This is a genomic window from Endobacterium panacihumi, from assembly GCF_050847465.1.
In the GTDB taxonomy this organism is placed as follows: domain Bacteria; phylum Pseudomonadota; class Alphaproteobacteria; order Rhizobiales; family Rhizobiaceae; genus Neorhizobium; species Neorhizobium panacihumi.
In genome coordinates this window covers 138,295-154,547 of record NZ_JBOZRA010000006.1, presented here as the reverse complement: position 1 = coordinate 154,547, position 16,253 = coordinate 138,295, and the positions used below count along the sequence as shown (strand labels likewise).

Genomic DNA, 16,253 nt, shown 5'->3' with positions numbered 1-16,253 from the left:
AAAGGCCGGATTCCTTGACAGCAAAACCAGAGACACCCTTGCTCGACAAGATCAATCTGCCCGCCGACCTGCGTAACGTCGAGGATCGCGATCTGCCGCAGGTTGCGCGCGAACTGCGCGACGAGATGATCGATGCCGTGTCGAAGACCGGTGGTCATCTGGGTGCGGGTCTCGGCGTCGTGGAACTGACGATTGCCATCCACAAGGTTTTCAACACACCCGACGACCGCCTGATCTTTGACGTCGGCCACCAGTGTTACCCGCACAAGATTCTCACCGGCCGCCGCGACCGCATCCGCACGCTGCGCCAGGAAGACGGGCTTTCCGGCTTTACCCGCCGCGCCGAAAGCGAATACGACCCGTTTGGCGCCGCCCATTCCTCTACGTCGATTTCCGCCGGCCTCGGCATGGCGGTCGGCGCGCAGTTGTCCGGCCAGAAGCGTAATGTCATCTCGATCATCGGCGACGGTTCGATGTCGGCCGGCATGGCTTATGAGGCGCTCAACAATGCCGGCGCGCTCGATGCCCGGCTGATCGTCATCCTCAACGACAACGACATGTCGATCGCCCCGCCGACCGGCGCCATGAGCGCCTATCTGGCGCGCCTCGCTTCCGGCCGCACCTATATGGGCATGCGCGAAGTGGGCAAGAAGCTGACCGGGTACCTCGGCAAGTCCATCGACCGGGCGATTACCCGCGCCGTCGAACATGCGCGCGGTTACGTGACCGGCGGCACCATGTTCGAGGAAATGGGTTTTTACCATATCGGCCCGATCGACGGCCATTCGTTCGAACATCTTCTGCCGGTGTTGCGCAATGTGCGCGACCATGCGCAGGGCCCGGTTCTGATCCATGTCGTCACCCAGAAGGGCAAGGGTTATCCGCCCGCCGAAGCCGCCGCCGACAAATATCATGGCGTCAACAAGTTCGACGTCATCACCGGCGCGCAGGCCAAGGCCAAGCCGAATGCTCCGAGCTATACGAGCGTGTTTGGTGAAGCGCTGGTGCAGGAAGCGGGTTTCGACGAAAAGATCGTCGGCATCACCGCCGCCATGCCGGACGGCACGGGGCTCGGCAAACTGCTGGAAGCTTATCCCACCCGCACATTCGACGTCGGCATTGCCGAACAGCATGCCGTGACCTTCGCGGCCGGTCTCGCCACCGAAGGGTTCAAACCCTTCTGCGCGATCTATTCGACCTTCCTGCAGCGCGGTTACGATCAGGTCGTGCATGACGTGGCGATACAGGGACTTCCCGTTCGCTTCCCCATCGACCGCGCCGGTTTTGTCGGCGCCGATGGTCCGACCCATGCCGGTTCGTTCGACACGACCTTCCTCGCCACCCTGCCGGGCATGGTGGTGATGGCCGCTTCCGACGAGGCGGAACTGAAACACATGGTGCGCACGGCCGCCGCCTATGACGACGGCCCGATTTCCTTCCGTTACCCGCGCGGCGAAGGCGTGGGCGTGGAAATGCCGGCACGCGGCGAAATCCTGCAGATCGGCAAGGGCCGCATCGTCAAGGAAGGGGCGAAGGTCGCCCTCCTCTCTTTTGGCACGCGCCTGAAAGACTGTCTGCTGGCCGCAGAAGACCTCGATGCATCAGGCCTTTCGACGACGGTAGCGGACGCCCGTTTCGCGAAACCGCTGGACCACGACCTGATCCGCCAGCTGGCCCGCCACCACGAGGTGCTGATCACCATCGAGGAAGGCGCTGTCGGCGGTTTCGGCAGCCATGTGCTGCAGTTCCTCTCCAATGAAGGTCTGCTCGACAACGGCCTGAAAATCCGCTCGCTGGTTCTGCCGGATATCTGGATGGAACAGGCCAGCCCGGATGCGATGTATGCCAAGGCAGGTCTGGACCGTGCCGGGATTGTCGGCACGGTGTTCAAGGCGCTGGGCAAGACGGTTGTGGGGGTTGGCGCTGCGGGGTGAGGTGGGCCTCGCTCAAGTCTACCAAATATTGTTTGAGCAAGCCTTCTTAGAAAGCGTTGCGAAGGTTCGCGATTGGATATCAAATTCGATAATCCAACCTATGCGAATCGAGATTATCTGTGAGCGAAACTTCAGACTTCAGAGCAACGCCGCTTTTTCGACTGACTTCCACATATGAAGATGACCTCGATAAACTTTCCGATCCGGCTCTCGAAGGCAGAATCGTAGAGAGGCTTGGGGAGCGCCTTGCTGAGGCTCAGACCCGACGTGACAACAATCTGAAATCACTATTCATCATCGATATGTTTTTAGCGATCGCCGTTTCCGGGAAAAACTTCAAAATCCCAGGAACGGACATCAGCACGCTTGATCTACCTGCAGCCTTAGAAATCCTCGTCGCTATATCAACTTTTGGCTTACTGATTACGGCTGCAGGATTCACCACATGGCTTTGCTATTCTCAGCTTCTCTGGGCGGTGATGCAGAGAACTGCTCGCGCCGCAGACATTGATGGCGGTATATTAGCAGATACGGATCATTTCAATGAAATGAGCGTGCGACTATTCCAAAGTGAAATCGCTATTGCAGGAAAAGAACGCTTTACGCCAAAGCGCGGTTTTCGGGCACTCTTATGGATTTACGAGTTCTGCTATAAAATAGTTTTTGGCATTATTCCAATCATGCACATACTGCTGGTCGGTTATGGGCTTAGGCTAATCTTCGAACGCTCGGGCTATGATCCGTTACATCTGCTTCTTTATCTGACCGTTTTTCTGGGCCACGTACTCGCTTTGATAATCTGGTTTGCTCCGAATATGGAGTTTGGCTTCAAGATGCGACACGGACCTTACACTCGAAAAGGGCAATAGTGGCAATTAAGCTGTTACACCCGCAAACGTCCTCGGCAGCCTCTCATACCCCGCCCCGAGCATTGTCTTGACCGCATCCGTCTGGCTGGCGCGAATGAAGTCGATCAAGCTGGCACCGCCGTATCGGATCGACAGGCATGCCCTGTCGATCACGTGGAAGCGAAACATGCCGTCACCGATTGACCGCCAGCAAAGATATTCGCCGTTCTCGCTTTTTCCAAAGAACTGCAGCCGGTGGAAGAAGGCTGCCACATCGCGGCTCTCCTCGTCATAGGCTTCGAGGCAGTCTTCCTCGCCGATCTCCAGACCGTCCTCGCGATGGCCATCCACAAGCCAACGAACCTGATCGCGCAGAAACCCGCCGCGCTCGATCAGCCCGCGATCCTCGGTCACGGCGAAGGGCATTTCGATGATGAAGAGGTTGTTCGTGGTGCCGTAGCCGAAGGTCGCCGCGAAGCGCTTGTAACATTCGGGCAGTGGCCCGACCTGCCGCTCCGTTTCGGCGATCTCCTCCTCCGTGGCGGCTCGCGTCACGGAGGATTGGTCGAAAAGGCCGGCAAGATCATAAGCGGACATCACTCCCCCGCCACCAGAAAAAGCACATCCATTTCCCGCTCCGGCGTAAAATCCTCGGCCTCCATCACAAACTTCGTCGGCCCCACCTTCTTCACGCCCTTGCCGCAGAAGCTGACAAAGTCCTTCGGGTTGCCCTTGTCGATGGTCAGGCGAAAACGCTTGATCGGGCCGGCCCAGTTTCCGCCGGTGGTGAGGATGTAGGAGAGCCATTGCTCGGTGTAATGCGGGCCGGCGGATCTGGCGGCGGCCGCTTCCAGCTTTGCCGCCGTCTTCATGAAATCACCGTCGATGCAGTAACGTTTGGCGTAATCCTCGTAGGAATAGGCCGGTTTGCCACCTTCAATGAAACTCATCGCCACCGTGCCGCCGACGCTCGGCGTGTAGCGATGCGCCACCTTCACCTTTTCGCCGGCGGGAAACGTGGTTTTCCACCAATAGGCGGAGGAGAACGTCCAGACCGGGGTCACCTCCGCGCCCGCACCAAAATCGTCGTTGCGGATAAGGCCGAGTGCTGCCCATTCGGCCTTTTCCGCCGCCGACAGGTGTTTGAGCGCGGCTGCGGTCTTTTCGCTATAGGGCAGAAAGGGCACGCCTGCCGCCTTCAGCCTCTCGGTCTGATCGATGCCGAGAGCGGTGACGCGCTGCTGCAGTTGTGTGGTGATCTCTTTGCCGTCCTGCACGACGGAAAAGCCGAGAAAATTGTCGCTCTCGTTGTCGCCATAAGCGATGTCGCTTTCCGACCCGCCGACGATATCCGGCATCGGGAAGGCGATCAGGCTTTCGACCTTGTCCTTGCCGAGATTGCGAAAGACGTAATCGACCCGAATTTCCTCGCGCGACAGGAACAGGTCTTCCTCTTCCATGGCGATATCGGAGGTCTGGACGTAAGCCAGGCCACCCGTCTTCAGCTCGGCCGTGGTGTCATTGGCGAGAGCCGCTGACGTCGCTGCGCCGCAGATGGCCAGTACCAGTGCTGTCGATCGTACCGGGCTTTTCAATCGTCTCATCCGTCTCTCTCCGCCTTTGTTGAGGCATCATAGGTGGCGGATGTGACGCGAGGAAGCGGGAAAGGGTGAGACGGAAGAACTACCCTCCCCCAAACAAAAAGGGCGGAACCACCGGCCCCGCCCTTTCATCAAACCTTGAGCCTCTTCGCTCAAAACTCTTCCCAATTGTCCTTCGAAGCCGAAGGTGCAGGTTCAAACGCCCGCGCCAGCTGATTGTGCAGCGCTGCAGCCGGCGAACGGCGCGGTCTTTCCTCAGCCGCCATGCGAATATTCGGCGCCTTCACCGGGCGCGAGACCGGCGCGAATTGCGGGGCCGCAGCCGTTGGCGTCGGCGGGATGATGAAGCCCGAACGGCTGCCGGTGAAATTGCGGTCGCTGCCCAGATTGAACTGCTTCAGAAGTTCGTTCAGCGTGTTGGCTTCGCTGGCCAGCGTGTGGGTGGTCTTGGTCTGCTGGTCCACCATGGCGGCGTTCTGCTGGGTGTTGCGGTCCATCGTGTTGACCGCATTGTTGATTTCCTGCAGGCCCGTCGATTGTTCGCGGGTGGACACCACGATGGCGCGGATGTGTTCGTTGATCTCGCGCACCTCTTCCACGATCGCCTGCAGCGCCTTGCCGGTTTCGCCCACCAGCGCCACGCCGGCATCCACCTGGGTGGTGGAGGTGGTGATCAGCGTCTTGATGTCTTTTGCCGCATTGGCGGAACGCTGCGCCAGTTCGCGCACTTCCTGGGCCACCACCGCAAACCCCTTGCCGGCTTCGCCCGCACGGGCTGCCTCGACACCGGCGTTGAGCGCCAGCAGGTTGGTCTGGAAGGCGATGTCGTCGATCACGTCGATGATCTTTGTGATCTCGTGGCTGGAATGCGAAATGCCTTCCATAGCCGAAACGGCACGGCGCACCACCTCGCCGGATTTTTCAGCGCCCAGGCGGGTGCGTTCGACACGCTGGCCGACATCTTCGGCGCGGGCAGCGGCATCCTTGACGGTGGTGGTGACTTCCTCGACGGCGGCGGCGGTCTGCTCGACGGCGGCGGCCTGCTGTTCGGTGCGTTTTGCCAGATCGTCGGTGGCCGTACGGATCTCGTCGGCATTGGTGTGGATGGCGGATGCATTGTCGCCGACCAGCGTCAACGTCGTCTGCAACGTGCCAAGGGCGGCATTAAAATCGGTGCGCAGGCGGTCGAGACGGCCGACAAAACTTTCGTTGATGCGGTAGGCGACATCGCCCTCAGCCAGCTTGGAGAGGCCGGTGGCCAGACCATCGATGGCGAATTCCACATCGGCGGCGTCATGCGCCTTCTGCTCGTCGTTGACGCGGCGTTCGGTTTCCGCACGGGCACGGGTCAAATCGCTTTCGCGCTCAAGGCGCTGCTTTTCGATGGCCGCATCCTTGAACACGGCAACGGCCTGTGCCATGCGGCCCACTTCATCACCCCGGTCGAGTGCGGGCACGTCGATATCATTATTGCCGCCGGCCAGCGCCGTCATGGTGCGCGTCATGCTGACGATCGGGTTGACGATGGCGTTACACAGCGCCCAGATCAGGCCCAGCGCCAGCACGCCGGCAATCCCGCCGGCGATGACGAGCGTCCACAAAATGGCGGCACTGGCATCATGCTGGGCAGCCGTCAGGCTGGTCGATAGCGTAATGGCCTGCTGCTTGAGCGTGGCAGCAGCGTTGCGGAAAGTGTAGAGCGACTTTTCGCCGTCACCGCTGGCAAGCGCACTGACCTGATCGAGCGACTGGCCACCTTTGCGCGCTGCAAGCTGCGGGTCGATCAGTTGGCGGTTGACGGCCTTTGCGGCAGAAGACAGCGTCTCGATCGAGGAGAGAAGATCGGCACGACCGGTTGCGGCGCCGCGGGCATCATCGAGCGCCTTCGACACCTTTTCACGATTGGCGAGTGCTGCCGTCGCAGAGGCTTCCGCGCCACCCAGCAGATAATCGCGCTGGTAAACCACCTGTTCCAGCATGGCTTCCACGGCAGTATCGACACCAACGACGATCGCCTGCGCAGAAACCTGCTCGTCCGCGGCAGCATTCGATTTCAGCACCTGCCAGTAAACCCCGGCGGTGGCGAAGAAACAGGCGGACATGACCGCCATGAAAGTGACGATGATCTTCTTGCTGATGGACAGATTTTTCAACATGGGGTCGCGCTCGTGAAAAACGGATACTTGATCGAATTGTGGCTTAACGAGACAAAGCACCATGACCTTTAAGAATGTGTTGCCTTTTGCCAGATCGTCGCGGGTAAACATTTGTCATGGACATATTGGCATGTATCACTTGCGCAAAAGCCCGACAAAGGTCATTGACAGGCCATGTCCAAGATCGCCGAACCTCAACGTCTCGACCAGCTTCTGGTCTCGCTCAACCTCGTGGCAAGCCGCGCGCGTGCGCGCGACGCGATCAGCCGTGGCACCGTGACCGTCAACGGCCGTGTCGTCACCAAGCCGAGCCTGACCTTCAAGCCCGATGTGACCGTCACCATCGACGACCCCGCGCAGGATTATGTGTCCCGCGCGGCCTTGAAGCTTGTCGCGGGCCTCGACCATTTCAAGCTCGACCCGACCGGCCATGACTGCCTCGATATCGGCGCCTCCACCGGCGGCTTTACCGAGGTGCTGATCAAGCGCGGCGCCGAGCACGTGACCTCGATCGATGTCGGCCACGGCCAGATGCACCAGCGTCTGATCGATGACGAGCGCGTCACCAATATCGAAGGTCTCAACGCCCGCTATCTCGAACCGGACGATTACGAAGACCGGCCGATCACCTTCATTGTCTCGGACGTGTCGTTCATCTCGCTGAAGCTGGCCCTTGCCCCGGCGCTGGAACAGGCAGAGCCCGGCGCGCTCTGCGTACTGTTGGTCAAGCCACAATTCGAGGCGGGTCGTGATGCGATCAGCAAAGCCGGCCTGTTGAAGGAGCCGGAAACGGCACCCGATGTGGCCGCCGAGCTGGAACGCTGGCTCACCGAAGACATGGAGTGGGAAAGCCTTGGCCTCATCCCCTCGCCCATTGATGGTGGCGACGGCAACAAGGAGTTTCTGCTGGCCGGCAAAAAGCCGGAGGATGCCGAACCTTATCAGCGTCGCGACAAGGATGATAATGACGACAGCGACGATGATTTCGACGACGAAGACATGGACGGGGATGACGAATGAGCACGGTCACCGTCACCATCAACCGTATCGGCGCGCAGGGACACGGCATCGCCAATGGCGAGGATGGCCCGGTTTATGTGCCCTATGCGCTGCCGGGTGAAACGCTGGCGATTGCGCGCAATGGCGACCACGGCACCGTCATGTCCACCGGCGCGCCGTCGCCGGATCGCATCGAGCCGGTCTGTCGCCACTTTGGCCCGGACAGCGATGCCTGCGGCGGCTGTTCGTTGCAGCATCTGGCCGAAACGCCCTATCTGGCCTTCAAGCGCCAGCTGGTTGTCGATGCGCTGAAATCCAAGGGGCTGACGCCCGAGGTTGCCGATACCATTCCGGCCAAGCCGGGCGAGCGTCGCCGCACGGTGTTTTCGGCCCGCAAGACGGAAAAGGAGTTTCTGCTCGGTTTCAACCGCGAGGAAACCCATCACATCGTCTCGATTGTCGAATGTCCCATCGCCGCGCCCGGCATCGTGGCGCGGCTTGAAACGATCCGCACGATAGGCAACGCACTCGCCATCGGTGCCGACACGTTTCGTATCGCGGTTCTCGAAACCCTGTCAGGGCTGGATATCGCCGTCGAGGGTTTGAAGAAGCTGGAGGACAAACAGCGCCGATCCGCCATCGAAACCGTGCTGACGCTGAAGGGTATTGCCCGCGTGTCCGTCAATGGTGAGATCCTCATCGAGCCGCAGAAGCCGATCATCGAATTTTCGGGCGTGCGCGTATCGCCGCCGCCGGGTGCTTTCGTGCAGGCGACAAAAACCGCCGAAGAGGTGATGTCCGAGATCGTCGCAAAGCATGTCGGCAAGTCCAAGAAGGTGCTGGACCTGTTTGCGGGTGCGGGCACGTTCACCTTCCGCATCGCCAAGACGGCCAAGGTTCATGCCGTCGAGGGTGACGACAAGGCGATCAAGGCGCTGGATCACGCCGCCCGCAACACGCAGGGGCTGAAACCCGTCACCGTGGAAAAACGCGACCTGTTCCGCCGGCCGATGATCCCGCTGGAACTGAAACACTACGACGCCGTCGTGTTCGACCCGCCGCGTGCGGGCGCGGAAGCACAGGTGCAGGAACTGGTGCGCGCCAATGTGAAGACCATTGCGGCCGTCAGTTGCAATCCACTGACTTTGGCGCGTGATCTCAAGCTGCTGGTCGATGCCGGTTACCGCATCAAGTCGGTCACGCCGATCGACCAGTTCTTGTGGTCGACGCATGTGGAGACGGTGGCGCTGCTGACGAAGTGAGTGCGGAGACGGTGCGGCTTGCTTCCTTCTCCCCGCAAGCGGGGAGAAGGTCCGGAGCGAAAGCGAAGGGGATGAGGGGCAGCCACAAACTCTGAGTTTGAGACTTTTGCCCCTCATCCGCCTGCCGGCACCTTCTCCCCGTTCTTACGGGGAGAAGGGTTTATGCCGCGCCCTCGTTAATTCACATTCACTCTTCTCGCCAATAGCCGACCTCACCTTTTCATAAAAGCCTCGAACGCAGCCCGCGCTTCGGGGCTTTTCAGTTGCGCGGTAAAATGAACCAGTTCCTCGTCGATGCGAGCAAGCACTTCTTCGCGCGACCCGCGGACCAGTTCACGGGCGATTTTCAGCGCCTGCGGCGGCTTTGATGCCAGTGATGCGGCGAGTGCCAACGTTTCCGCTTCCACCACATCCGGCGCCACCACCTTCCACACCAGACCGGCGGCATGGGCGGCATCGCCCGAAAAACCTTCGCCGGCAACGAGCATGGCAAAGGCGCGCTGGTGCCCCATGATTTTTGGTGCCAGCAGGCTGGAGGCGGCTTCCGGCACAAGAGCGAGATCGACGAAGGGCGTCTTGAACAGGCTGCGGCTGGAGGCGACGGTCATGTCGCAATGCATGTGCAGCGTGGTGCCGATGCCGATCGCCAGGCCATCGACACCCGAGACCATCGGTTTTTCTGAACTGGCCAAAGCCCTGATGAAGATGGCACCGGCCGGCGGTTCTTTTGAACCGGACATGGCGTAGCTCAAAAAGTCGCCCATGTCGTTGCCGGCGGAAAAGCAGCCTTCAGTGCCGAGAAAGGCGACGGCGCGAATGTTCGGGTCGCTATTGGCTTCGGTGAGAGCGGCCGTCATCGTCTGGTACATGGCCGAGGTGATGGCGTTTTTCTTCTCCGGCCGGTTGAAGCGGATGACGAGGACGCCGGGCACCGCGTCGGAGTGTTCGATCAGGATGTGGTCGGTCATGGGCGGTTTCCCGGGTTAGTGATGTGGTTGCTTTCCATGGCGCCGCGATAGGCACAGCGAGTGCGTCTTGCCTCTTCTCCCCGTCAGAACGGGGAGAAGGTCCGGAGCGATAGCGAGGGGATGAGGGGCAGCCGCGAGCTTGATGGTTGAGGCTTGCCCCTCATCCGCCTGCTGGCACCGTCTCCCCGTTCTGACGGGGAGAAGGCACAAGCGGCTACCTCTCTGCCAACAAGCAAACTCGAAAGAACGCCCCTACCCCAGAACCGCCCTTGCCGCTGCCAAGCTCGCCGCCCCGCCAACCACGGCATCCTTCAAGGCCGCCGTTTCGGCCAGCAGATTTTCCGCCACAAACCGGCACAGCGCCACGCGCTTGTCACCCTCGCCGTCTGCCGCTGCGGTCAGCGCACCGGTCGCGAGATAAGCACCCGTCAACGCAAGCCCGAACAGCCGCTGATAGGGGGTCGCCCCCGCCAGCGCCTCGGCCTGACGCCCGGACGTCAGTGCACCCAGCAGCCAGTCGGTCGCCGTTTCGAGATCGGCAATCGCTGCCGAAAGACGTTCAGCCGATGTGCCAAAAGCCGCATCGTTCGACGCTCCCAGCTTTTCCGCCACGGCCTTCAGCTCACCGATGAAGCCGCGCACGGCACCACCATCGGACAACGGCAGCTTGCGCGTCACCAGATCGATCGCCTGAATGCCGTTGGTGCCCTCATAAATCGGCGCGATACGGGCATCGCGCAGATAGCGAGCAGCGCCGGTTTCCTCGATAAAACCCATGCCGCCATGCACCTGAATGCCCATGGAGGCGACATCGACGCCAACATCGGTGGAAAAGGATTTTGCGATCGGCGTCAGCAGTGCTGCGCGTTCGGCCCAAGCCTTCGCCTCCTCGCCCTCCGTCGCATGCGACAGATCGATGGCGTGGGCGCAGGCGTAACAAATGGCGCGCGAGCCCTGCGTCAGCGCCTTCATGATGAGAAGCGTGCGGGCGATGTCGGGATGTTCGATGATCGGCGACATGCCGCTGCCAGACCAGCCCGGCGCCTTGCCCTGCGTGCGCTCCTTGGCAAAGGCGACCGCCTTCTGTGTGGCGGCCTCGGCAATCGCCACGCCCTGAATGCCGACAGCGAGACGCGCATTGTTCATCATCGTGAACATGCAGGCCAGCCCCTTGTTCTCCTCGCCGACCAGATAACCGATGGCGCCTTTTTCATCGCCGAAACGGCCATCACCAAAAATCATCGTGCAGGTGGGCGAGCCGTGAATGCCGAGCTTGTGTTCCAGCGCGTGGCAGAAGAGGTCATTGCGGTTGCCCAGCGAACCATCCGCGTTCACCAGAATTTTTGGCACCAGAAACAGCGAGATGCCGCGCGTGCCGGCCGGCGCATCCGGCAGCCGTGCGAGCACGAGGTGGATGATGTTATCCGCCGCGTCATGCTCGCCCCAGGTGATGAAAATCTTCTGGCCGAAGATGCGGTACGTGCCGTCGCCCGCACGCTCCGCCCGGCTTTTCAACACGCCGAGATCGGAGCCGGCATGCGGCTCGGTGAGGTTCATCGTGCCGGTCCATTCGCCGGACACCATCTTTTCCAGAAATTTCTGCTTGAGGTCGTCGCTGCCATGTTTCGACACGGCCTCGATGGCGCCCATCGTCAGCGTCGGGGCGAGCGCGAACGCCATGGAGGCTGCGTTCCACATTTCCAAGGCGGCGACATTCAGCATATGCGGCAGCGCCTGTCCGCCAAAATCTTCCGGCCCGGTCAACCCGTTCCAGCCGCCCTCGCACCACGCCTTGTAAAGCGCCGGCCAGCCGTTCGGGGTGATCACTTTGCCATCGACAAGACGTGCACCTTCGCGGTCTCCGCTTTCGCCCAGCGGTGCGATTTCCTCGCCGGCAAAACGGCCCGCTTCGGAGAGGATAGCATCAACGAGATCGCCGCTGAGATCGCCCAACCTGCCCTCCTCCAGGGCTGAGCCCAGGCCGGCGACATGGTTGAGCGTGAAGGCGATCTCTTCGACCGGTGCCTTGTACATGCGAAAAATCTCCTCTTCTGGCCACGCCCGCGACACAAGCCGCTGCGCATCCACTCCCGATATGCTTTTTACGTAAACGTCAAAGCGGATGTCAATGCGGAGGGTGGCGGAAAGCGTTTCGTGCCCGTGTTGAGGAACACTGCGCCCCGCGCCTGCCTCGGCAAAGGCGGCCCGGTGTCGCACTGCCCAAGATCAAAGCAAATTTGAGTGGGCTATGCGTTAACCGACAGCCTCCGGAGAGGGCGATTTTGGTGAGGCTTTTCTCCCCGCGACCAATTTTCCGACAGAGAACTTTGCAAGCCGGAACATCAGCTTCTTGGCTTCAGCCGAAACAAAGCAAATGAACACGGTAACGATGATGATCGGCACAAAAAAACCGACACTGAATATGCCATTTTTAGCCAGGTGATAGGCGATGATAACGATGATCGTCTGGTGCAGGACGTAATAGGTCAGGATGGAATTATTGAGATAGGTAATCACCCTGTTAGGGCCGTGAACCATTCTCCCGGCAAATGCCAGCAATGCGATTATGGCGCTCCACTGCAAGATCGAGCGGAGAATACGCAACACCACGACAAGCGCATCCGGCCGTTGCTCGCGCGGCAGAATAGTCACGACGATTGCGATGATGAGAAAAGAAACCACAACGAGACCGAGGCTGATCCACCGTTGCCGGTCGATCTCCTGCCAGAAGCGCGGTTCGTTGCAGAGAAGCACGCCTGCCAGAAACATCGAAAAATACATGATATGCGCGTAGACATCTGTGGTGATGACAAGACTTTCGCCGAAAACCGGATAGAGCCAAATCCTGAGGACCGCGAAAAACAACACCGGCAACACGAACAGGTTTGCGCCCTTAAGCGCAGCCGCAAATCTGGACGATAATTCCGGCCAAGATCGGCTGATTATTGGCCATAAGAACGACCAGATAAATACGTAAATCCAGAGATAGGCCAGAAACCACATATGCTCGAGCCGTAGCCCCGACAGCATATAGTTTTTCCAGAACTCCCAGTACGAGGTCCCCGGATCGACGTCCGGAGCCGTAAAATAGATTTGCGGCGGCACGACCACGAAGATGCCGACCAGAAAGGGTACAAGCAACTGCCGTGTTCGCGACTTGCGAATGTCTTCGATAGTTTTCTTGTTTAAGAGCGTTGCCGTTACCAGGCCTGAGATGAAGAACAACAGACACATCCGCCAAGGGTGTGACCCTATGGCGATCAGATCCATCAGCTTGTTGGCCCAGCCTGCATCGTGCCCCCAAGCCTTGCTGTCGTACAGCAGGCTCGCATGGTAAATTATGACAGTGCCAAAACTAAAAACACGCAACGCATCAATATCGTGCCGTCGCCCGAGTTTATTGTTCGTCATAAGCCCCACACCCCTTCGGGATGAACACAACCATAAGCACATTTACGATCAGTTAAAACAACCCGTAGAGTCCGGGCCATTGACTGCAATTACCGTCACAGCCGAAGGAAATTGGAGTGTAATTTTCAATGAGGGCCAGTAATACGTCTGCTGTTAACTCGGTTTCGATTTTTCGCGATACCGCGAAACAGCTGTTCGAAGCATCGCGGCATCTTCCGCTGAGATTTCATCAGGGCGAAAAGTGACATCATTTACGTCGCGCCCGGAAAAATAGCTGTAAAACATGAGCGCCGACAGATAGCTTCCATAGATGGATGGGTGATTACAGTCATCGTAAAGGGTGAAATTTCCGGGCTGCTCTTGGAGAGCTTCCCAGACCAGGCCTACATTGACCAGATCTACCCCCGTCAGTGCTGCCAAGCGCGCATGCTGTCTTTGAATGTTGAGATGCATAGCGGCGTAACCCGCAGGCGAAAGTCCATCCGCAGTCGACGGCATGCCCTTGTTTGCGATGCATTTGTCCGTGTACCGCCAGGTCACGAACATGGCGGGTCTGGCCCCACTGGCCTGTATTTGCCTGATCAGGTTCGCTGCGACCTCCCAGGCCTGACCGGCCGTCTGCTGGCTATATTGCTCGCTGCTAAGCACCTGCAGCACGACGTTATCCCAATGTCGTGCTATCAAGGCTCGTGTCTGCGGGTTTTCCAGATGCTGGGCCAAACTGATACCAGGTTTGGCCTCCATGCGGATATGAAGTTTCTCCGGAAAACCTGCAGAATCCGCTATGGAACGCACCATGTCGGGCATCGCATGATAGAATGTACGACTGTTGCCGACAAACAGCACCTCGCGCTCAGGCCTGCCGTCGAACACGTCCCTTACAAACCTGACAGCTTGACCGGGCCACCCGTTAAACGGCGGAAGAAAGGCTAGGCAAGCGACAAGAGAGACAGCCAGAACATGCGTTCGATTGACGTGCAACGATCCTAGACCTCTTAAAATCGATCGGACTTGCGTTTTCTAAAGACCGACTCGTAAAGGATAGGTTGCGCAAGCGGCTCGGATTTCATTTCGACGATCACGAGACTGAGAGCAGCTATCCGGCGTCTTGCGACAGACCTCCAAAATTTCCGGCCCTGTCAAACCACCCTATTGCCACGCTTTTTGGAGTGCCGGCCAACCTTTCGGGGGAGATCACCGTCCTATCGGCAAACGCACTTTCAACGTCGAAGCGGATGTCAATGTGGACGGTGGCGGAAAGCGTTTACGACAGAAATTCCGGAGGGAAATGGCGCTCCATCAAACCGCAACAAGTGAGGCGCGACGTCGCGACCATTGGAGGCCGCACATGTAAAGCATGATTGACACCTTGCTCTATGTCCGAATATGTAAAGCATACTTTACAGGAGGCACTGATGAACAAGACCCGCTTTTTCGTGGAATTCGGCGCCAGCATGGCCGCCTACATGGTGGCACTGGTCGCATCCGCCTTGCTGGTCGGCGGTGGCAGCGTGTCCGGCTTCTGGGCGACCGTGGTTTCGCTCATCCCCATGATGCCGGCGCTCGGCGTGGCCGTTGCGGTGATGCGCCAACTCAGGGCATCCGACGAATTGCAGCGCCGCATCCAGCTGGAAGCCCTGTCGCTGGCCTTTGCCGGCACGGCGCTGATCACCTTCAGTTACGGCTTTCTGGAAAATGTCGGTTATCCGAAACTGTCGATGTTTTACGTCTGGCCGCTGATGGCGGTGCTCTGGATCATCGGCGGCCTTCTCAGCGGCCGGCGGTTTCGATGAAAAACCGCGTGAAGGAGTTGCGGCTCGAAAAGGGATGGTCGCAAGGCGAGCTTGCCACCCGGCTCGGCGTCTCGCGCCAGACCGTCAACGCCATCGAGAACGAGCGGTATGACCCCAGCCTGCCGCTCGCCTTCACCATTGCGCGGGTGATGGAAAAGACGATCGAGGAGATTTTCGAGGCGTGATGATGCAGGCATCGGGCATCAGCCACGCCACTTGCCTCCGCCCCGACGAAAATCGTCGGCGGCACGATCGTCTGGGATCAGGCTTTTCTGGTGGCGGGCCGGGTGAATAGATGAAAGACGGTCGTCGCCGGCTTTCATGGTGTGTTTTCAACAGGCTGCAGCGGCGCTGACGGGACGCTGCCTTTCTTCGGCCAAAACACTGCCCCTATAAGCGGCCATGGAAACGCTGGAAACCTACATGTCCGAAGACCTTTATTCCATGCTGGCCATGGGCGTCGTTGCGCTCGTGGTGATCTGGCTGGTGATGTTCGTGGTGCGCAAGCTGATCGGCATTGCCCTTGTGGCCGGGCTTGTGATCGGCGGCTTCATGATCTGGCAGGACCCAAGCCTGTTGCGCAGCGCGCAGGATACCGCCCTCGGTTATTACGAGCAATGGCGGTATGGCGCGCCTTCCGGCGAGCAACCGCAGCGCTGGTAGCGGCTGCGGGCGGGCAGACCGCATGCAACGGATGCATGCTGGTTTTCCGGTGAGATCAGAAGGCCGTCAGCCCCCTCACCAAACCTTCCAGAACGGCTTTTTCTTCGCCCCCGGCACATCGATACCCTTGGCTCGTGTGCCTAAAAACGCCAGATATTTCGGATCGTCATCGGCAAAGATTTCCGCGCCTTCGGCCATGTAGGCGCGCAATAATTCGTCGGCGGCGCGGTCAAGATTGCCGATTTCGAATTGGCACTGGCCGAGCCTGAGATGAATGAAGGGATTGCCGATGGCATCGGGATAATACATTGCCGTCGTCAGGTTTTCGTGGCCAGCGGCAAAATCGCCCTGGAAGAAATTGGCGTCGCCTATCGCCGTCAACAGCCACGTACCGGCGCCCCAGTCGGTCTTCGGTTCAGGCAAAAGGTCGAACGCGTCCCAGTATTTGTCGAGTGCAGCCTCGTAATCCTCGTTTTCCGCAAGCGCATCGCCGGCTTCGCTCAGCGCCACGATCCGCGCGTGAAGTTCGTCGTCGAGTTCTTCGGCCATCGGCTGCCCCCGGCTCTAGTGTTTTCCGGGACGCAACCTATAAGCTTTCAGCGCAACAGCAAGGTTTGT

At 59.4% G+C, this 16,253-nt stretch carries 15 protein-coding genes; 7 read left to right on the top strand and 8 right to left on the bottom strand.

What is annotated here, in order from left to right:
* The first annotated feature begins 14 nt into the window (after nucleotides 1–14).
* Nucleotides 15–1,934: a 1-deoxy-D-xylulose-5-phosphate synthase gene (dxs, locus tag ACRQ1B_RS22505; RefSeq protein WP_432296337.1), complete on the top strand. Its 1,920-nt coding sequence runs from the start codon at nucleotides 15–17 to the stop codon at nucleotides 1,932–1,934.
* 119 nt (nucleotides 1,935–2,053) lie between these two features.
* The gene (locus tag ACRQ1B_RS22500; RefSeq protein WP_432296336.1) at nucleotides 2,054–2,803 is read left to right on the top strand and encodes a hypothetical protein; all 750 of its coding nucleotides are present in this window, start codon (nucleotides 2,054–2,056) and stop codon (nucleotides 2,801–2,803) included.
* Between the two features lie 6 nt (nucleotides 2,804–2,809).
* Here the strand turns inward: ACRQ1B_RS22500 and ACRQ1B_RS22495 are convergent, their stop codons facing one another.
* From ACRQ1B_RS22495 to ACRQ1B_RS22485, 3 genes are all read right to left on the bottom strand, one after another.
* Nucleotides 2,810–3,379: an SMI1/KNR4 family protein gene (locus ACRQ1B_RS22495; RefSeq protein ID WP_432296335.1), complete on the bottom strand. Its 570-nt coding sequence runs from the start codon at nucleotides 3,377–3,379 to the stop codon at nucleotides 2,810–2,812.
* The gene (locus ACRQ1B_RS22490; RefSeq protein ID WP_432296334.1) at nucleotides 3,379–4,386 is read right to left on the bottom strand and encodes a DUF4424 domain-containing protein; all 1,008 of its coding nucleotides are present in this window, start codon (nucleotides 4,384–4,386) and stop codon (nucleotides 3,379–3,381) included. Before ACRQ1B_RS22490 ends, ACRQ1B_RS22495 begins: the two co-directional genes overlap by 1 nt.
* A gap of 149 nt (nucleotides 4,387–4,535) precedes the next feature.
* The gene (locus ACRQ1B_RS22485) at nucleotides 4,536–6,539 is read right to left on the bottom strand and encodes a methyl-accepting chemotaxis protein (RefSeq protein WP_432296333.1); all 2,004 of its coding nucleotides are present in this window, start codon (nucleotides 6,537–6,539) and stop codon (nucleotides 4,536–4,538) included.
* Nucleotides 6,540–6,713: 174 nt separating this feature from the next.
* Here ACRQ1B_RS22485 and ACRQ1B_RS22480 point away from each other — a divergent pair, with 174 nt between their 5' ends.
* Together ACRQ1B_RS22480 and ACRQ1B_RS22475 are read left to right on the top strand one after the other, a co-directional pair.
* On the top strand, nucleotides 6,714–7,559 hold the full coding sequence (locus ACRQ1B_RS22480) for a TlyA family RNA methyltransferase (RefSeq protein WP_432296332.1): 846 nt from the start codon (nucleotides 6,714–6,716) through the stop codon (nucleotides 7,557–7,559).
* Entirely contained in the window at nucleotides 7,556–8,800 is a 1,245-nt protein-coding gene (locus ACRQ1B_RS22475) for a class I SAM-dependent RNA methyltransferase (RefSeq protein WP_432296331.1), read from the top strand. Before ACRQ1B_RS22480 ends, ACRQ1B_RS22475 begins: the two co-directional genes overlap by 4 nt.
* 212 nt (nucleotides 8,801–9,012) lie before the next feature.
* Here ACRQ1B_RS22475 and ACRQ1B_RS22470 read toward each other — a convergent pair whose 3' ends face one another.
* The 4 genes from ACRQ1B_RS22470 to ACRQ1B_RS22455 form a co-directional block, all read right to left on the bottom strand.
* A complete protein-coding gene (locus tag ACRQ1B_RS22470) occupies nucleotides 9,013–9,768 on the bottom strand; it encodes a crotonase/enoyl-CoA hydratase family protein (RefSeq protein WP_432296329.1) in 756 nt (251 codons plus the stop codon).
* 252 nt (nucleotides 9,769–10,020) lie between these two features.
* Nucleotides 10,021–11,802, bottom strand: coding sequence for an acyl-CoA dehydrogenase (locus ACRQ1B_RS22465; protein WP_432296328.1), 1,782 nt, complete (start codon nucleotides 11,800–11,802; stop codon nucleotides 10,021–10,023).
* 219 nt (nucleotides 11,803–12,021) lie between these two features.
* Entirely contained in the window at nucleotides 12,022–13,179 is a 1,158-nt protein-coding gene (locus tag ACRQ1B_RS22460; RefSeq protein ID WP_432296327.1) for an acyltransferase family protein, read from the bottom strand.
* 153 nt (nucleotides 13,180–13,332) lie between these two features.
* Nucleotides 13,333–14,052 carry a hypothetical protein gene (locus tag ACRQ1B_RS22455; RefSeq protein ID WP_432296325.1) on the bottom strand — a complete coding sequence of 240 codons (720 nt, stop codon included), beginning with the start codon at nucleotides 14,050–14,052 and terminating at the stop codon, nucleotides 13,333–13,335.
* A gap of 542 nt (nucleotides 14,053–14,594) precedes the next feature.
* Here ACRQ1B_RS22455 and ACRQ1B_RS22450 point away from each other — a divergent pair.
* The 3 genes from ACRQ1B_RS22450 to ACRQ1B_RS22440 all read left to right on the top strand — a co-directional run bounded on the left by ACRQ1B_RS22450 (nucleotide 14,595) and on the right by ACRQ1B_RS22440 (nucleotide 15,635).
* Nucleotides 14,595–14,972 (top strand): hypothetical protein, encoded by a 378-nt coding sequence (locus ACRQ1B_RS22450; RefSeq protein WP_432296324.1) that lies wholly within the window; start codon nucleotides 14,595–14,597, stop codon nucleotides 14,970–14,972.
* Nucleotides 14,969–15,157 (top strand): helix-turn-helix transcriptional regulator, encoded by a 189-nt coding sequence (locus ACRQ1B_RS22445; protein ID WP_432296323.1) that lies wholly within the window; start codon nucleotides 14,969–14,971, stop codon nucleotides 15,155–15,157. The genes ACRQ1B_RS22450 and ACRQ1B_RS22445 overlap by 4 nt, the downstream gene beginning before the upstream one ends.
* A 238-nt stretch (nucleotides 15,158–15,395) precedes the next feature.
* Nucleotides 15,396–15,635 (top strand): hypothetical protein, encoded by a 240-nt coding sequence (locus ACRQ1B_RS22440; protein WP_432296322.1) that lies wholly within the window; start codon nucleotides 15,396–15,398, stop codon nucleotides 15,633–15,635.
* A 75-nt stretch (nucleotides 15,636–15,710) separates the two neighbouring features.
* Here the strand turns inward: ACRQ1B_RS22440 and ACRQ1B_RS22435 are convergent, their stop codons facing one another.
* Nucleotides 15,711–16,184: a tetratricopeptide repeat protein gene (locus ACRQ1B_RS22435; RefSeq protein ID WP_432296321.1), complete on the bottom strand. Its 474-nt coding sequence runs from the start codon at nucleotides 16,182–16,184 to the stop codon at nucleotides 15,711–15,713.
* Nucleotides 16,185–16,253: the final 69 nt, after the last annotated feature.